Consider the following 16,023-nt stretch of genomic DNA (forward strand, 5'->3'; position numbering starts at 1 on the left):
GAGTGCGTCATGAGCATTAGCATCATTGGAGCAGGAGCCATCGGCAGCGCAATCGCCAGATTGCTGACGAACACCGGCCTGGAAATCAGCATTGCCAACAGCCGCGGCCCCGAAAGCCTGAAGCCGCTGGTCGCCGAACTGGGGCCCAGGGCGCGAGCCGTCAGCCTGGAGCAGGCAGCCGCGGCAGACCTGGTGTTCCTGGCGGTGAACTGGTCGAAGATCCCGGCGGCACTGGCCGGCCTGGGGCCTTGGGAGGGAAGGATAGTGGTGGACGCCAACAACCCGATCGAAGCGCCACTGTTCAAGCCTTTCGAGCTGGGAGGCGAACCTTCGACCCAGGTCGTGGCGCGCATGCTGCCCGGTGCGCGGGTGGTCAAGGCATTCAACCACCTGACCCCGAACTTGCTGGCCAACCCGGGCGCCGAAGGTGGCAAGCGGCTGTTGTTCGTCTCCGGGGAACAGGCGGACGCCAAGCGGCAGGTCATCGAGCTGATCACCCAACTGGGTTTTCATGGCATCGACCTGGGAAATTTGCAGCAAGGGCAACTGGCGCAGTTTCCCGGCGGGCCCTTGCCGGCGCTGAACCTGGTCAAGCATGGCTGAGGACAAGGCCGGTGCATGCCGGCCTTGCTGTCCCGCGCCGAGGCGCTGGGTCAGCTGCTCAGTTGCTGGGGTGAAATCACCCACACGCTGCAGGGCATCTTGTACAACAGGTGCTCCACGGTGCTGCCGATCAAGCGTCCCATGCGGCGATGGCCGACCCTGCCCATGACAATCAGGTCCACGTCATAGGCCTCGGCGTAGCTGGCAAGGACCTTGGCCGGGTTGCCCATGATCATGTGCTGGCGCTCCGCGGGAATGCCGTTGCGTTCCGCCAGCTCATTGAAGGCTTCGCTTTGCGCATCGAACAGGGTCCTGGCCTTGCTGGTGGAGAAAAACGTCGAGCTCTGGTCGAAGTTGAATTCGTCGGCGCCGATGGACGACAGGTCATGGGCATAGACTACATCGAGCTCGGCGTTGCAGGCGCTGGCCAGTTTCGACGCTTCGTGCAGTATCCGGTCGTTGAAGTCCTTGTACTGGCCGTCGCGATGGAACGGGTCGACGGCGGCGACGATCCGGCGTGGCATTGCGTGCTGCACATGGCTGACAAAATGCAGGGGCACCGGGCATTCGCGCAGCAAGTGGACATCCAGCGGCGTGAATATCACCCGTGACAGCAGCGATTCGTGCTGCAGTGCCTTGATCAGCAGGCTCATGGGCTGCTCTTTGACGTGGATCAGGATCTCCTCCAAGGGCTTTTCGACCCAGATCGCTTCGGTGGTCACGGTCAGCCCGAGTTTGCGCAGCGGGCGCGCCTGCTCTTCGAGCCAGCGGTGATGGCGCTCGACATAACCCAGGCGCATTTGCTCCAGGGCCTGTTCGTTGACCAGGCTGGCCGTCGCCAGGCCTTCCAGGTAGTCGAAGGCGACGATGTGCAGGGCCGCGTCTTCGGCCTTGGCCAGGGCCGCTGCCCGATCGAAGGCAGGGCTGTGCTCCATCAACGGCGAGGCGACCAGCATGAAACGTGATTGCTCGGACATGACACATCTCCCTTGGGTAATGGCAGATAACGGCCGCGCGCTTCCTGGGCCGTGAAACCTTGCTGCGATTCTGACGCTGGCCAGGCGCGCGCGTTTGATCTGCATCAACCTCGTCGAACAAGCGCAAAGCGCAGCTGACGTGCGGTCAACCGCCAGCGTGCCCGTCGAACATCGGGCTGACAAAAATCAATTCCCCCGGGCCGGAAAATGCGCAATCTGCAACTCTGCCTACCGTCTTGAAACGACCCCGTGTCGAGGTGCCCTATGTCGCAGTCCCAGCGTTTATTGTTGATTGCCCCTTCGGCCATGACCCGCACACCGGCGTTCGACCGCGCCGCGGCCCTGGCCCGGGCGATGCGGTTGCCGTTGCATATCGTGGCGTTCGATTACCTGCAGGCGCTGGCGGTGGCCGGGTTGTTCGCTCCCGAGCAGATCGCCCAGGCCCGCGATGGCTATCTGGAGCGCCACCGGCACTGGCTCGAGGCGCAAGCCGAGGCGATGGCGCAGCACGGCATCGAAGCCACCTGCGATGTGGTCTGGGTGCAGCATCCGTTCGAGGAGATCCTGCACTTCATCAACGAGCTGCCCTTGGCCCTGATCATCAAGGACGCCGAGCACGAGCCTGCCTTGAAGCGGGTGTTTTTCACCCCGCTGGATTGGCAACTGCTGCGCGATTGCCCGGTGCCGGTGCACCTGGTGACCCACGCCCTCAACCCGCGGCCGCGCAACGTGCTGGCCATCGTCGATGTGTTGCGCAGCGAAGAACAGGACATGATTTTCAACGACCAGATCATCGACGCCGCGGTGAAGCTGGCCGAGCAATGCGCGGCCGGGCTGGAGCTGGTGCATGTGTATGACTGGGCCGCGGTGTACGCCCAGGACATGGGCGGCGGGGTGTTGCCAATGACCATGGGCGTCTATGAAATGCTCGGCGAGGCGCAGTACGAGGCGTTCTCCGCCCTGGCCGAACGCCATGGGGTGCCCGCGCCAAACCGCCATTTCATCGAGGGAACGCCGCTGTCGTGCATCTGCGACTTCGCCGTTGCGCACCGCACCGATGTCATTGTCATGGGAACCGTGCAGCACAGGGGGCTGAGCAAGCTTTTGGGAAGCACCGCCGAACAGCTGCTGCATCGCGCGCCGTGCAGCATCCTGGCGATCAAGCCGGAGCAGAGGCTTTAACCCAGGACTGAATCGCCGGCTGCCGGGGCGGCCCGCAACGGCAGTAGCCCGCCGCTTGGGCGCGTCAGGCCATGCCGTTGATCGATTCAGAGGGGCCTGCGGGCGGTGTCGCTGATTCGTTGATGGTCATGATCGAGGCCTTTGGGGGCAAGGGCCTGAGCCGTATCAACTTTCCGTAATGAGACGACCGCACCGGGTTCTATTCGTCGCTCCGCGGAAAACACCGGCTTCAATTGGACGCGTTTTGCCGTTTTGCGGATTGATTTTTATCAGTCGCCGGGTAACCGCCGATAGGCGGTCGCGCCCGCGGGCCAGGGCTTTGCGCTTGGTCGCGCGGGTTGGCCAGCCGTGGGGATTTGTTGATGAAAATCAAAGTGGCGCGAGCCGATTCGCGCAAGCTGCGAAACAGCGTCGGCGCACGCCGGGGGCGGAATCAAAACCCGTCCGCCGCCTTGATCCATGGACGCTATATCGCTTCAGGAGGCATTCCCATGTCCGACAGCTCCTCATCGCACAGCATTTTGCGGGATCGGCAAGACGCCGGCCAAAGCTTGGTGGAGCCGTTGCGCGGCTATGCCCAACGCCCCGATGTGATTGTCCTGGCCTTGCCCCGTGGCGGGGTCCCGGTTGCCTATGAAGTGGCCACGGCCCTGGGCCTGCGCCTGGACCTGATGCTGGTGCGCAAGCTGGGCATGCCCTCGCGCGAGGAGTTCGCCATGGGCGCCATCGCCAGCGGCGGCATACAGGTCCTCAACGAAGATGCCTTGCGCGTTCATCCGATCGATCAAACCGATTTCGATGCCGTGGTCGCACGGGAAATGCAGGAATTGCTGCGGCGCGAGCAGGCTTACCGGGGAAATCGGCCCGCGTTGCGGCTCAAGGATCAAGTGGTGATCCTGATCGACGACGGCCTGGCCACGGGCGCCTCGATGATGGCCGCGGTTCACGCGGTGCGGGCCCAGGCGCCGGCGCGCATTGTCGTGGCGGTGCCGGTCGCCCCGCTCGAGACGGTGGAGGCGCTGCGCAGCGAGGTGGATGAGCTGATTTGCCCGCTCACCCCCGAATGGATGATGTCGATCGGCTATTGGTACCTGAATTTCTCCCAGACCGAGGATGCCGAGGTGATCGAGCTGTTGCAGCGCGCCTGGCAGCGCGAGTCCGTTTCCAATCCCCCAGGCCGGGAGCCCGGCGATGCTTGAAGCTCAATCTCGACAGCTGGACCTGAAGGACATTCAGTTGACGGCCGACTTGCGCCTGCCGGCGAACACCGGCGCGCTGGTGGTGTTCGCCCATGGCAGCGGCAGCGGCCGTTCAAGCCCGCGCAATGCCTACGTTGCCGACGCGCTGGCCGCGCGGGGGTTGGGGTCGCTGTTGTTCGACCTGCTCACCGAACCGGAACAGCACCTGGACAACCGCACCCGCGAACTGCGCTTCGATATCGCGCTGCTGGCCGGACGGCTGGTGCAGGTCATCGACTGGGTCGGCCGGGACGAGGCATTGCAATCGCTGCGGATCGGCCTGTTTGGCGCCAGCACCGGTGCGGCGGCGGCCTTGTTGGCGGCGGCCGAACGCCCGGAGGTGGTGCATGCGGTGGTCTGCCGGGGAGGGCGAAGCGACCTGGCGGGGCCCGCGCTGTCTCGGGTCAAGGCGCCGACCCTGCAGATCGTCGGGGCCCAGGACCCGGTGGTGTTCGGCCTGAACTGCCAGAGCAGCCGGGCCCTGCGCTGTGAGCAGCGGCTGGAAGTGGTGGCGGGGGCAACGCACCTTTTCGAAGAACCCGGCACCCTCGAGGAAGTCGCCCGGCTCGCCGGCGACTGGTTCGACAAATACCTGCGCGCCGCCCATCCATAGGCCTGCGCATGGCGTGGCGAACCCGTCATGCCGGGCGGTCGGGGTATTTCGTCTCGTTGTCGGGCAGGCCTTCGGTCCCCGGGCCATTGCTCGCGTCGCTTCGGAGTGGGCCTCCAGAGCCGTCGTGTTCAGCGCTTTGTTCATCTGCCTGCCTGGCATGGCCATGCCCACGGTGCATGAAAAAATGCATCAGGGGGCAGGCCAGTAGCAGCAGGTATGGCAAGTACGGAACGACATGGGCCCTGTGCTCGGTGAACAGGAAATAGCCGCCAATCGCCAGGAACCCCAGGAAGTAAGCGTAGGCACCTCCTGTGCGATGTCGGTGCAAGTCGGATTGATTCATGACAACGCTCCTTTTGGCCTTTATCGGGCCGTTGATCGACACTTCGCGCTTCATGTTCCGGCGTTCTGGCTCAAGCCGATACGGGCGCGCTTGAGCAGCGCGGAGTTGGCGATCACCGACAATGAACTGAGCGCCATGGCGGCGGCAGCGATGATGGGATTGAGCAGGCCAAAGGCCGCGATCGGAATGCCGATGCTGTTGTAGATGAATGCCCAGAACAGGTTTTGCTTGATCTTGACCATGGTGGCGCGCGACAGCCTGATCGCGGTGACCACGTCCCGGACATCGTTCTTGAGCAATATGATGCCGCCGGTTTCCTTGGCGACATCCGAACCCGAACCGATGGCGATGCCGATGTCGGCGGTGGCCAGGGCGGGCGCATCGTTGACGCCATCGCCCACCATGGCCACCACCTGCCCATCGCCTTGCAATTGCCGGATCACCGCGGCCTTGTCGTCCGGCAAGACCTCGGCGATCACTCGCTCGATGCCGACCTGGCGCGCGACCGCTTCGGCGGTACGGCGGTTGTCGCCACTGAGCAGCACCACCTCGATGCCGCTTGCCTGCAGCGCCGCGATGGCTTCAGCCGCCTCGGGCTTGATGGTATCGGCCACGGCGATGACCCCGAGCAAGCGCTCACCGGCACCGACCAGCATGCAGGTCTTGCCGTCGGCTTCCAGGCGGATGAGGTGCGGCTCGGCAATGTCGGTCGCAATGCCTTGGCGGGCAAACAAGCGTCGGTTGCCCAGCCGGATCTCCTGACCGTCGACATTGCCCTGGATGCCGTGGCCGGCGATTCCCTGGATAGCTCCAGCTTTCGGCAAGCGAATGCCACGGTGGGCAGCGGCGCGCACTATCGCCGCGCCGAGCGGGTGTTCCGAACCGGATTCCACCGCGGCGGCGAGCATCAAGACTTCGTTCTCCAGCGCGGTCCCCAGCGCGATCAAGTCGGTCACGTTGGGTTCTCCTCGGGTAATAGTGCCGGTTTTGTCGAACACCACGGTTCCGAGTTTTTCTGCCCGCTCCAAGACTTCGCCGCCGCGGATGAGGATGCCGTTATCGGCCCCCTTGCCAACGCCGACCATGAGTGCGGCAGGCGTCGCCACGCCCAGAGCACAGGGGCAGGAAATGATCAGAACCGCAATAAATGCCAGCAGTCCCTGGGCAAAGCTTCCCGCAAGCGACCAGCCCACCAGCGACAGCAGCGCGACCGCCACCACTGCCGGCACGAAGTAGCCGGTGACCTGGTCGGCCAGCCGCTGGATCTGCGCGGTGCTGGCCTGAGCCTCCTCGACCATCCTGATAATCTGCGCCAGTGCGGTGTCGGCGCCGATCCTGCTGGCCTTGAAACTGAACACGCCACTGCCATTGAGCGTGCCTCCGATCACCGCGCTGCCCGGGTGCTTGTCGACCGGCATCGACTCGCCGGTGAGCATCGACTCGTCCACCGTCGTCCGGCCTTCGCTGATTTGGCCATCGGTGGGGATCTTTTCGCCGGGCTTGACTATCAGCAGCTCGCCGGCCATGACGCTTTCGGCAGGCAGGTCGACTTCCTGGCCGTCACGAACCACGTGGGCGATCGCCGGCTTGAGATCCAGCAGGCGCCGTACTGCGGCAGAAGACTTTTTCTTGATGATTTCCTCCATGTACCGGCCCAGCAGCACGAAGGCGATGATGACCGCCGACACCTCGAAATAGACATCGCGCTCGGCCACCTTGACCGGCAGCACGTCCGGGAAGAACAGCACGGCGACGCTGTAGAAATAGGCGACCGAGGTGCCGAGGGCGATCAGGAAATCCATGTTGATGTTGCGGGTGCGAATCGCGTTCCAGGCCCCCTTGTAGAAGCTCCAGCCACCGATGAACTGCACCGGCGTGACCAGCAGAAATAGCCAGATGCCCCAGGTGAACCAAGGAAGCGCCGGGATCGGTGCCCATGTCAGCAAAGTGGCGCCGGCCGCCAGTGCGATAAAGGCGCCCGCGCGCAGCAACGCCAGGGCCAGCACCCCGGTCAGGGCGATGGTGACCCGGGTCTTCAGCGCTTTCAGTTCACGTTCCGGCGACACGAAGGTGCGCAGGCAGGTATCGCTGCAGAAGTAATAGCGGCGCCCGCCACGTTCCTGGGACAACGCGGTGCTCTTGTCCACCATCATTCCGCAGATCGGATCTTTCGCCAGGTTTCCTGGGGCAAGCGCCTGCTGCTGGTGGCTGTGTTGAATATGCGACGGGTTCATGACTGTTCTCCCGGGCCAGAAGGCGTGCCGGTAGCGGGCGGGGAGCGGTGCGGCGCCGGCCAGGGCAGGAAGGCCGGCGTCTGCTGGCAATAGGAGCGGTAGCGATCGCCGAAACGCGCAAGCATCTCCCGTTCCTCGCGCTTCGCCAGCCTGGCGTAGACCAGCAGCAGGATTGGGAACATCAGCAGGGTGATCAAGGTAGGCCACTGCAACAGAAAGCCGAACATGATCAGCACGAAGCCCAGGTACTGCGGGTGACGGATCCACCCATAGACGCCGTCGAGCGCCAGTTGTCCGGCACGTTGAGCCTGGTAAAGCACGCGCCAGGCGGCCGCCAGCAACCAGAAGCCGCCGGCGATCAGTACGTTGCTGAGCAGGTGGAACGGCCCCCAGTGCGGATTGACGTTCCAGCCCAGGACCGTCTCGAGCAGATGCCCGGCGTCATGGGAGAGGAAGTCGATACCCGGGAAATGGCGGGTCAGCCAGGGCATCAGCAGGTAGAGGGTCAGCGGGAAGCCGTACATTTCGCTGAACAGCGCCACCAGGAACGCCGAGAACATGCCGAAGGAGCGCCAGTCGCGTTTTGTCCTGGGCCGCGCGAAGCTGAAGGCGAACAGGATAAACACCAGCGAATTGATAATGACCAGCGACCAGAGACCGTAGGCCGAGCCTGCATGATTCATGATTGGCGCTCCTCACGTGCCGGTGTGCGTGCCGTCCGCCTGGGCGAGTGTCGCCATGGCGCGGGGGCTGCACCGGTGCACAGGTGGACAGGTGGACAGGTGGACAGCCGGCGGCGCGGTCGGCGACCTCGCCATGCCGGGTTCTTCGATACCCGCCTCAGGTTCAATTTTTCATCGGCATGTCCATCATCGACGACTGCTGCTCCATCATCTTCATCATCATGTCCATCATTCCCTTGCCTGAGCCGTCCTTGGCCGCGGGCATGCCCATGCAGCCCATGGCGCCGTGTTCCTTGTGCATCATGGCCATGCTGTTCCTCAGCGCCTGCATGCCTTCCTGCATGGCAGCGTGGCGCTCTTCGGGGGTTTTGGCCGCGGCGGCCTTGTCGTGGGCTGCCTGCATTTTCTTCATCTGCTCGGCCATGGCGTCGGTCATGGCCGTCGATGTGGGCGTCGGTGCTGGCGCCATGCTTTCGGTCGACGAGGTGTCTGGAACCTGTGCAGGGTGATGCGCATCTTCGGCTGAGGCCATGAGCGCGCCGCTGGCCAAGAGGGCAGCCAGAACCAAAGGGGAATGCTTGAACATGTTGAACTCCTTGAATCATGGAGGAACCAGCAGGAATCACCGAGGCGCAAAGGCGCCACGGCAAGAAGGAGCAATAGGTGCTCTGCCACTGCGGTGGGGCGTTAATCGTTGAAACGGACGAACGTCAGGCGGACCGGTTTTTCCGGTGGGGAGGGGCGTTTCAATGCCAGGGCGGCGAAGGAAGCTGTTCTCTGGGGATCCAGCAGCATGCTGACTGCCGCCGTCAACAGCAAAAGAGCGACCCAGTGCATGGGCACCAAGGCCGGAATCTGCACGGCAGGTTTGATTGCCGTGGCGACGTCCTCGCAGCCCTGAAGACAACCCGTGGCATGCAAGGCGTGGGCATCCGCCACAGATTGCCCGGCATGATGGGGCGCGGCGATATCGTGGCTCGGCTGCACCAGGCACCCCTGGACCGCCATCACGGCCACGGCCAACACCCACACCGCGAGGCTCAGGCGCAACAGGCATTGGCGATGACGGCGGAACCAGCACATGGGGACAACCTCGACTTGTACGTCGTGTTGTTTTTCAGTCTAGCCAGCAAGGCCAGCGGAAAGTTGATCAAAATCAAATTTCACCGAGGCGCCTTACCGGCGTGCCGGGGGCGGCACGTTCGATGTCGAGGCACGCCTGTTCAGCCTTGGCCATATCGCGGGCGGTTAGGGTGGCGTGGTCTGCCAGGCCTGCGCGGGCTCGCAACAGGGCGCTATTACCGGCAATTCGGGCCGTTCGCCGTCTAGCCCCTGGCCTGAAGCGCCAGCTCGACGGCGTTGAGCAACGCATCGCTGCTGAAGGGTTTGCGCAGGCATTCGATGGCCTCGTAGCGGCTCGACTCGGCGAGGGTTGCTTCGTCCCAATAGGCCGACATGCAAATCACCGGAAACTTTCGGTCCATGAGCGCCAGGGCCTGCATCACCTCGATTCCCGAGAGGCCGTTCATTTTCAGGTCCAGCAGCAGGCAGGCGACATCGTCGAAGCTCTCGAGGGACAAAAACTCCTCACCCGAAACGAAAACCCGCGCTGCATAGCCGGCCGAGCGGAGCAGGTTGGCCAGGCTTTTTCGCACGGACACATCGTCGTCGACGATGCAGACGATTGTCATGGGGATGGCGGGCGATGCCGGGGCAGGGCAGCCGGTTGTCTCGTTCATGAAGAGCCCTGCGCGCCAAACGCCGGGTCCGGGCCGATCAGGCCGTACAGCTTGACCAGGCCGACCAGCGAGCGGGTCTGCATCTTTTCCATGATGTGTTTGCGATGGACCTTGGCCGTGACTTCGCTGGTGCCCAGCTGGTTGGCAATGTGCTTGTTGGACAGCCCGGCGACGATCAGCGGCAGCACTTCCCGTTCCCGGGGCGTCAGCAGGGCGGCCTTTTGGCGGGCGCTCTGGATGCATTGCCATTGCTCGAAGGCCTTGGCTGCGCGCTGGCGAGTGGCGTGCAGGGCATCCAGCAACTGGCTGTCGTTGAATGGTTTGGTGAGGAATTCGACCGCGCCGGCCTTCATGGCCTGCACCGACATCGGGATGGTGCCGAAACCGGTCATGAAAATGACCGGCCACGGATGCCCGCGCTGGGCGAGCGCCGATTGCAGTTCCAGCCCTGTCGCCTCGGGCAGGCTGATGTCCAGCAACAGGCAAGCGGGGCCGACGCCAAGGTCGGCGTTGAGCAGTTCTTCGGCCGAGGCGAATATCCGGTGGGCAATGCCTTCGGCGCGCAGCAGCCGGCTGAGCGCGGTGCGCACGGAAGTTTCGTCGTCGACGACGAACACCGGCACGCTGTCGGGATCGATCGTCGCCTGTTCCTCGGATGCCATGGGGCCCGGAACCATCGGCTGGAACAGGGGCGGCTCACGTTCTTTCAATAATCGGTAACCTCGGCGTGGGATCGTCTGGATGAGTTCTTTTTTTCCGAGCAATTTGCGCAGCGAGGAAATCTGCACTTGCAGATTGTTTTCCTCGACCACGGTGTCGGGCCAGACCTGAGTGATCAATTCATCTTTACTGACGATCCGGCCATCGGCCTGCATCAGCACCGAGAGGATTTCGAACGCCCGTCCTCCAACACGCAGCGGCCGTCCATCGAGAAAGGCTTCGCGCTGTTCCAGGGAAATGGTGGCTTGACCGAGTCGGATCATGCGTTGCTCTGCTCTGTGTGAGGGAGAGTGACGCGCAAGCGTCGATTCATCTGGCACACACGCTAGGGGACGGCCCTGCATATTGCAATTATCCCGAGGGATAACACGCGCCGCTCCCAGCGTGAAAATCGCCGTTTACAGGGCCGCTCCACGGCCATGATGGTGCCGATTACGGACAAGATCGTTCATCGCGGTTATCTGCTCGCAGCGCTGCATATACTCTTCGGGCTCAGCCTGAAACGAATCTTTAGCGGTGGTTGTTCATGCCCGGCAGTGCGTCCTCATTCAGCTCCCACACTCCTGGTCTCGTTCACGATGAAGCCTGGCTGGAAGGTTGCACCTTCGCCATGCTGCGCCGGGAAAACGAACTCGCCTGGTTCAGCCTCCACGACCGGCAATCGGGGACACGCTGGCTGGCTGCCCGGGCACCGATCCAGCGGCCGGCCATCTGCCAACGGCTGGAGCGCGATTTTCACCTGCGCCTGGATGCGGCCTGGGCGATTGCCCCCAGCGCATTCATCCGCTCGGCCGAGGGGCCGTTGCTGGTCTACCCCGCGTTGGGCACGCCTCTGACGGATTTGATGGGCGAGGCCGCTCTGCCGCTGGAACGCTTTTTGGCCATCGCCGTTGCGGCGGCCAATGCGCTTTGCGGCGCGCAGAAAGCGGGCGTGCGCCATGCCAGCCTGCAACCCCACCACCTGATGGTGGACGCCACCCATTCGGTAAGGCTCCTGGGTTTCCACAGCCATTGCGCGGAGGCGTCCGTCAGCCAATTGCCTGAGCTGGAGCAATGGCCGTACCTGGCCCCGGAGCAGGTACGGCGCGACAACCCCGGTTGCGACGGGCGCAGCGATATCTACGCCCTGGCGACGATTCTTTATCAAGCGCTGACGGGCCACCTGCCGCTGACCGCCCGCGAGCCGGCCCAATGGCTGCATGTGCATGCGGCCGTGCAGCCGGAGTCGCCGGCGGTGCATGTGCCCGATCTGCCGGAAGGGCTCTGCCGGGTGCTGCTCAAGGGCTTGGCGAAAGAGCCGCAGGCGCGCTATCAGAGCGCCGAATCGATGGCCGCGGACCTGGCCTGGTGCCAGCAGCAATGGCTGGAGCAGGGGCGGGTCGAGGCCTTTCGCCTGGGCGCCTTCGATAGCACACCCGTGGCGATCGGCAATGATGCCTTGTTCGGCAGGGACACCGAACGCACGCAATTGATCGAGCAGATGGGCCAGGTTCGCAGCGATGGCATCGCCCGCGTCCTGCTGGTCGCCGGCGCGCCGGGGGCCGGCAAGTCGACGCTGATCCACCAGGGTGTGCGGCCCATGGCGCCCGGCTATTGGGCCAGCGGCAAGAGCAATTTGCTGCAGCGCGAAACGCCCTATGCACCATTGACGGAGATTTTCAGGTCGCTGGTCACCCAACTGCTCGGCAAGCCGGCCCTGGAGCTCGAGACGACGAGCCAGCAGCTGGTCGAACGACTCAAGGGGCGGGGCCGGCTCCTGGTGGAACTGGCGCCCGAAGCCGAGTTGATCATTGGTGTCGCGCCCGAACTGCCCAACCTGCCGGCCCGGTATGCGCTCGATCACGCCAACCGGATCCTGCTCGATGTGCTGGAGGTCTTCGCGCAGCCGGGACGGCCTCTGGTGGTGTTCGTCGATGACGTGCAGTGGGCGGACGACTCGACTCTGTCGTTCCTGCAGGCGCTCATCGCCCGGCCGCCCCGGCATTTGCTGCTGATCATGGCCTGTCGCGAGGCCGAGACGCATGCGCTGGAGCATCAAAGTGGATGGCTGGATGCGCTGGGTACCGAGCAAGGCCCGCCGTACCAGAAGGTGCTGCTGGGCCCTTTGTCGGTGCCCGCCGTTGCCGCGCTGATCGCCGCTGAACTGGACACCACGGCCAAGGACATCGAAGCACTGGCGCGCGTGGTGCACTTCAAGACCGCGGGCAACCCGCTGTTTATCAGCCAGGTATTGCGGGCGCTGATCGATGAGCGGCTGGTGCGCTTCGATTTGCAGGATCGCCGCTGGGTGTGGAACCAGGAAGACGTGGACAGCTATCGCTACGCCGATAACGTCGCGGACTTGATGGTGCAGCGTCTCGAACGGCTGTCGCCGATGGGGCGGGAAGTGATGCGCCTGGCCGGATACGTTGGTCGGCGCTGCGAAGAATCGTTGTTGCTGCGGCTGATGCCGACGTGCGAGCCGCAACGGATCTCCAGCGATGTGCAGGATCTGGTCAGTGCCGGCTTTCTGCTGCGCGAGCGCCAGTACCTGGTATTTCCCCATGACCGCGTGCTGGAGGCGGCCAGCCGGCTGCCGTCGCAAGCCGGGCAGGGCGCCGAGCATGCGCGCATCGCCGCCGCCATGCTCGACCAGTGGGGCCGGCATGTGCCTGAGCGGGTGTTCGAAATCGCCAGCCAGATCCAGCGCATCGACGTCGCGGCATTGGACGAGCATCGCCGCGCGGTGTTCGTCGAGCTGCTGCTGGAGGCGGCCGAACAAGCCCGCGCCACCGCCGCGGTCGAGCAGGCCGCGGGCTACTTGCACAGCGCCGAGATTCTGCTGGGCCAGGCGAACGAGCCGGCGCTCTATACCCAGGCATTCGCCACCCGCTGGCTGGCGGCCGAGTGCGACATGTTGCTGGCCGACCTGGCCGGCGCCCAACGACGCCTCGACGATTGCCTGGTCCACGCCAGGACCGCGCTCGACCGCGCGAAAACCTATCGGCTGCGCGCCACCTTGCGCACGTTGCACTGCGATTACGAAGGCGCGATAAGCGAAGCCCTGACGGGCCTGGCGCTGCTGGGCATTTCCCTGCAACGCCAGCCCTCGCAGGCGCAGTTGACCCAGGCATTCGCCCAGGTACGCACCCTGATCGGCCCACGGCGCATCGCCGAGCTGGTGCAGTTGCCCAAGGCCGACGACCCGCTTGTCGAAGCGAGCATGGAGTTGCTCGGCACGCTGATTTCCTCGTTTTTCGTCGACGACGATATCCGCCTGCTGCATCTGGCCAAAATGGTCGAACTCACGCTGCTGCATGGCGTGACGCCCGCCAGCAGCTACGCCATCGCCTGGTTCGGCGTGATGATTGCCGAGCGCTACGGCGAATATGTGGATGGGCACGCCTTCGCCGAAGTGGCCCTGGAACTGATCGACCAGTACGGCCATGAGGCGGCTCGAACCGGCACCCTGGTGGCGCTCGACCAGGTCAGCCCCTGGACCAAGCCGATGGCCTATGCCCTGCAGCGGGCCATGGCCGCCTTCGAGTGCGGCCAGGCGGGCGGCGACCTGGGCATGTCCTGCTATGCCTGCAACCATATCGGCTCGGACCTGCTGTTCATGGGCGAACCCCTGCAAGGGGTGTTGAATGAGCTGGAGCATGGCTTGGCGTGGGTGCGCCAGTTTCATTACATCGACATCGAGCGGATCCTGCTGGCGCAACAGGCGTTCGCCAGCGATTTGCGCAACGGGCGGCCGCACCGGCCGCTGCCCGAGCTGAATGGCGCGGAGCATGACCGTTTCGGGGTTATCGATCACAGCAGCGTGTCGCAGCCGACCTTGTTCTTTTCGGCGCTGTATTCAGGCATGTCGGCGTTTTACTTCGGCGATATCCCTTACGCATTGCGGCGTTTCGAAGAGGTTGCCGCGCTGGCCTGGTCCATTCCGGCGCATATCAACCTGGCCGATTACTACCTGTTCTACGGGCTGGCACTGGGCAGCGCGCAGGCCCCCGGCGAATTGCCCGACACCCTGGAAAAACTGGAGCGGCAACGCCAGCGGTTCCTGCACTGGGTGGAGCTGAACCCGACGACCTTTCGCAGCAAATTGCTGCTGATCGAAGGGGTGATCGCCCGCCTCAAGGGCCTGGAGCTGGAGGCCATCCGTTGCTTCGACCAGTCGCAGATTGCAGCGGCCGCGGCCGGGTTCATCCACGAGCAGGCGCTGGCTCACGAACAACTGGCCAATATCTGCATTCCCAACGGGCTGGTGTCCGGCGCCAATCATCACCTGCGCGTGGCGCGCGATTGCTACAGCCTGTGGGGCGCCGACGGCAAGGTGCGCCAGCTGGAGGCCATGCACCCGTCCCTGGTGGCGCAGCCGTCGTTCGAACCGGTCCGCCCGGTGACCCAGGTGCGCCTGGATCTGGAGGCGGGGGTCGAGGTGGCCCGCGCGCTGTCGCAAGAGGTGTTGCTCGAGCGGCTGGTTGAAACCCTGATGAATCACCTGATGATCCAGGCCGGCGCCGATAAAGGCGTGCTGATGGTCGTCAACGACGCCGAACTGCAACTGGCGGCCACGGCCTCCGTCGAGGCCGGCAACGTGCAAGTCGCGCTGGATGCCGGACAGCCGCTTGAGCAGTTCGCGCCGCTCTCGGTGCTCAACGCGACCATGCGCACCCGCGCGCCCCTGGTGCTCGACGACGCCCAGGCCGACTGCCCCGAGGCCTACAGCACCGATCTGCAACGGCGCCGGACGCGTTCGCTGCTGTGCCTGCCGCTGCTCAAGCAAGGCATGTTGATCGGCCTGGTCTACCTGGAAAACAGCCTGGTCTCCAAGCTGTTCAGTGCCGAGCGCCTGACCATGCTGGAGATTCTGGCTTCCCAGGCCGCCGTGTCGCTGCAGACCGCCAGCCTCTATGCGCGGCTGGTCGAGGACAACCAGCTGCGGGCGCAGATGGAGGCCGACTTGCGCAGCTCGCGGGCGGAACTGGCACGCAGCTCGCACCTTAAGGTCATGGGCGAGCTTTCCGCTTCGATTGCCCATGAAATCAGCCAGCCGCTGCTGGGCATCCTGTCCAACGCCTCGGCCAGCCTGAGCTGGCTCAAGCGCGACCGGCCCGACCTGGAAGAGGCGATTCAGGGGCTCGAAGACATTCGCTCCGACAGCACCCGAGCCGCCAACATTGTCCAGGCGCTTCGCGCCCTTGCCAAACAGGCGCCCTTGCAGCGCTTGCCGGTGCGGATCGAAGACTTGATCCGCGACGTTTTGTGCCTGACCTCGAGCGACCTGCAGAGCGCCAACGTGCGCCTGGAAACCCGGCTCGATACGCAGTGCACGGTGTGGGTGGATGCGGTGCAGATCCAGCAGGTGGTGTACAACCTGATCACCAATGCATTGGAGGCCATCGCCGGAGCGGGGTTGCGGGAGGGGCGCATCGTCATCGACTCCGCCATCGAGGACGAGCATGTGCAGCTCTGCCTGCAGGACAACGGCCCGGGAATCGGCGCCCAGGAACGCGGGCAGATTTTCGACGCGTTCTACACCACCAAGGGCAATGGCATGGGAATGGGGCTGGCCATCTGCAGGTCGGTGATCAGTGCCCATGGCGGCACGCTGACCCTGCAGGACAGTGAACAGGGCGCCCGGTTCTGCATCAGCCTGCCGCTTGCGCCGGCCGGCGGCGGATAAAAAAAGGCCGCGCAAGCGGCCAA

At 64.3% G+C, this 16,023-nt stretch carries 13 protein-coding genes; 5 read left to right on the forward strand and 8 right to left on the reverse strand.

Translation table 11 applies throughout. The features are described 5' to 3' along the window. Window positions 1–9: 9 nt before the first annotated feature. Window positions 10–603 carry an NADPH-dependent F420 reductase gene (locus tag BLV20_RS02650; RefSeq protein ID WP_092296588.1) on the forward strand — a complete coding sequence of 198 codons (594 nt, stop codon included), beginning with the start codon at window positions 10–12 and terminating at the stop codon, window positions 601–603. Window positions 604–653: 50 nt separating this feature from the next. Here BLV20_RS02650 and BLV20_RS02655 read toward each other — a convergent pair whose 3' ends face one another. After that, window positions 654–1,580 (reverse strand): universal stress protein, encoded by a 927-nt coding sequence (locus tag BLV20_RS02655; RefSeq protein ID WP_092296591.1) that lies wholly within the window; start codon window positions 1,578–1,580, stop codon window positions 654–656. A 264-nt stretch (window positions 1,581–1,844) separates the two neighbouring features. On the opposite strand from BLV20_RS02655, the gene BLV20_RS02660 reads away from it, so the two are divergent. From BLV20_RS02660 to BLV20_RS02670, 3 genes are all read left to right on the forward strand, one after another. Further along, complete coding sequence (locus BLV20_RS02660; protein ID WP_092296594.1) at window positions 1,845–2,762, forward strand: universal stress protein; 918 nt, start codon at window positions 1,845–1,847, stop codon at window positions 2,760–2,762. Between the two features lie 491 nt (window positions 2,763–3,253). Further along, window positions 3,254–3,961, forward strand: a complete 708-nt coding sequence (locus tag BLV20_RS02665; RefSeq protein WP_092296599.1) for a phosphoribosyltransferase — start codon at window positions 3,254–3,256, stop codon at window positions 3,959–3,961. Then, on the forward strand, window positions 3,954–4,613 hold the full coding sequence (locus tag BLV20_RS02670; protein WP_092296602.1) for a dienelactone hydrolase family protein: 660 nt from the start codon (window positions 3,954–3,956) through the stop codon (window positions 4,611–4,613). Before BLV20_RS02665 ends, BLV20_RS02670 begins: the two co-directional genes overlap by 8 nt. Before the next feature lie 25 nt (window positions 4,614–4,638). On the opposite strand, the gene BLV20_RS02675 is transcribed toward BLV20_RS02670, so the two are convergent. From BLV20_RS02675 to BLV20_RS02705, 7 genes are all read right to left on the reverse strand, one after another. Beyond that, entirely contained in the window at window positions 4,639–4,956 is a 318-nt protein-coding gene (locus BLV20_RS02675) for a DUF2933 domain-containing protein (RefSeq protein WP_092297014.1), read from the reverse strand. 50 nt (window positions 4,957–5,006) lie between these two features. After that, window positions 5,007–7,190, reverse strand: coding sequence for a heavy metal translocating P-type ATPase (locus BLV20_RS02680; protein WP_092296605.1), 2,184 nt, complete (start codon window positions 7,188–7,190; stop codon window positions 5,007–5,009). Further along, the gene (locus BLV20_RS02685; protein WP_092296608.1) at window positions 7,187–7,873 is read right to left on the reverse strand and encodes a methyltransferase family protein; all 687 of its coding nucleotides are present in this window, start codon (window positions 7,871–7,873) and stop codon (window positions 7,187–7,189) included. The genes BLV20_RS02680 and BLV20_RS02685 overlap by 4 nt, the downstream gene beginning before the upstream one ends. Before the next feature lie 163 nt (window positions 7,874–8,036). Then, complete coding sequence (locus BLV20_RS02690) at window positions 8,037–8,459, reverse strand: hypothetical protein (RefSeq protein WP_092296610.1); 423 nt, start codon at window positions 8,457–8,459, stop codon at window positions 8,037–8,039. A gap of 101 nt (window positions 8,460–8,560) precedes the next feature. Continuing rightward, window positions 8,561–8,956, reverse strand: coding sequence for a hypothetical protein (locus BLV20_RS02695; RefSeq protein WP_092296613.1), 396 nt, complete (start codon window positions 8,954–8,956; stop codon window positions 8,561–8,563). A 242-nt stretch (window positions 8,957–9,198) separates the two neighbouring features. After that, window positions 9,199–9,564: a response regulator gene (locus BLV20_RS02700; protein ID WP_092296616.1), complete on the reverse strand. Its 366-nt coding sequence runs from the start codon at window positions 9,562–9,564 to the stop codon at window positions 9,199–9,201. A gap of 44 nt (window positions 9,565–9,608) precedes the next feature. Then, window positions 9,609–10,595 (reverse strand): response regulator, encoded by a 987-nt coding sequence (locus BLV20_RS02705; protein WP_092296619.1) that lies wholly within the window; start codon window positions 10,593–10,595, stop codon window positions 9,609–9,611. 347 nt (window positions 10,596–10,942) lie between these two features. On the opposite strand from BLV20_RS02705, the gene BLV20_RS02710 reads away from it, so the two are divergent. Next, complete coding sequence (locus BLV20_RS02710) at window positions 10,943–16,000, forward strand: trifunctional serine/threonine-protein kinase/ATP-binding protein/sensor histidine kinase (RefSeq protein WP_092296622.1); 5,058 nt, start codon at window positions 10,943–10,945, stop codon at window positions 15,998–16,000. The last annotated feature ends 23 nt before the right edge of the window (window positions 16,001–16,023 follow it).

Source organism: Pseudomonas sp. NFIX28, from assembly GCF_900107395.1.
Lineage (GTDB): Bacteria > Pseudomonadota > Gammaproteobacteria > Pseudomonadales > Pseudomonadaceae > Aquipseudomonas.

What these genes read in the sequence shown, in the direction of transcription:
- BLV20_RS02700 (WP_092296616.1), bottom strand. Translation starts at nt 9,564, where the DNA reads ATGACAATCGTCTGCATCGTCGACGACGATGTGTCCGTGCGAAAAAGC.
- BLV20_RS02665 (WP_092296599.1), top strand. Translation starts at nt 3,254, where the DNA reads ATGTCCGACAGCTCCTCATCGCACAGCATTTTGCGGGATCGGCAAGAC.
- BLV20_RS02670 (WP_092296602.1), top strand. Translation starts at nt 3,954, where the DNA reads ATGCTTGAAGCTCAATCTCGACAGCTGGACCTGAAGGACATTCAGTTG.
- BLV20_RS02710 (WP_092296622.1), top strand. Translation starts at nt 10,943, where the DNA reads ATGCTGCGCCGGGAAAACGAACTCGCCTGGTTCAGCCTCCACGACCGG.
- BLV20_RS02690 (WP_092296610.1), bottom strand. Translation starts at nt 8,459, where the DNA reads ATGTTCAAGCATTCCCCTTTGGTTCTGGCTGCCCTCTTGGCCAGCGGC.
- BLV20_RS02675 (WP_092297014.1), bottom strand. Translation starts at nt 4,956, where the DNA reads ATGAATCAATCCGACTTGCACCGACATCGCACAGGAGGTGCCTACGCT.
- BLV20_RS02685 (WP_092296608.1), bottom strand. Translation starts at nt 7,873, where the DNA reads ATGAATCATGCAGGCTCGGCCTACGGTCTCTGGTCGCTGGTCATTATC.
- BLV20_RS02650 (WP_092296588.1), top strand. Translation starts at nt 10, where the DNA reads ATGAGCATTAGCATCATTGGAGCAGGAGCCATCGGCAGCGCAATCGCC.
- BLV20_RS02695 (WP_092296613.1), bottom strand. Translation starts at nt 8,956, where the DNA reads ATGTGCTGGTTCCGCCGTCATCGCCAATGCCTGTTGCGCCTGAGCCTC.
- BLV20_RS02680 (WP_092296605.1), bottom strand. Translation starts at nt 7,190, where the DNA reads ATGAACCCGTCGCATATTCAACACAGCCACCAGCAGCAGGCGCTTGCC.
- BLV20_RS02655 (WP_092296591.1), bottom strand. Translation starts at nt 1,580, where the DNA reads ATGTCCGAGCAATCACGTTTCATGCTGGTCGCCTCGCCGTTGATGGAG.
- BLV20_RS02660 (WP_092296594.1), top strand. Translation starts at nt 1,845, where the DNA reads ATGTCGCAGTCCCAGCGTTTATTGTTGATTGCCCCTTCGGCCATGACC.
- BLV20_RS02705 (WP_092296619.1), bottom strand. Translation starts at nt 10,595, where the DNA reads ATGATCCGACTCGGTCAAGCCACCATTTCCCTGGAACAGCGCGAAGCC.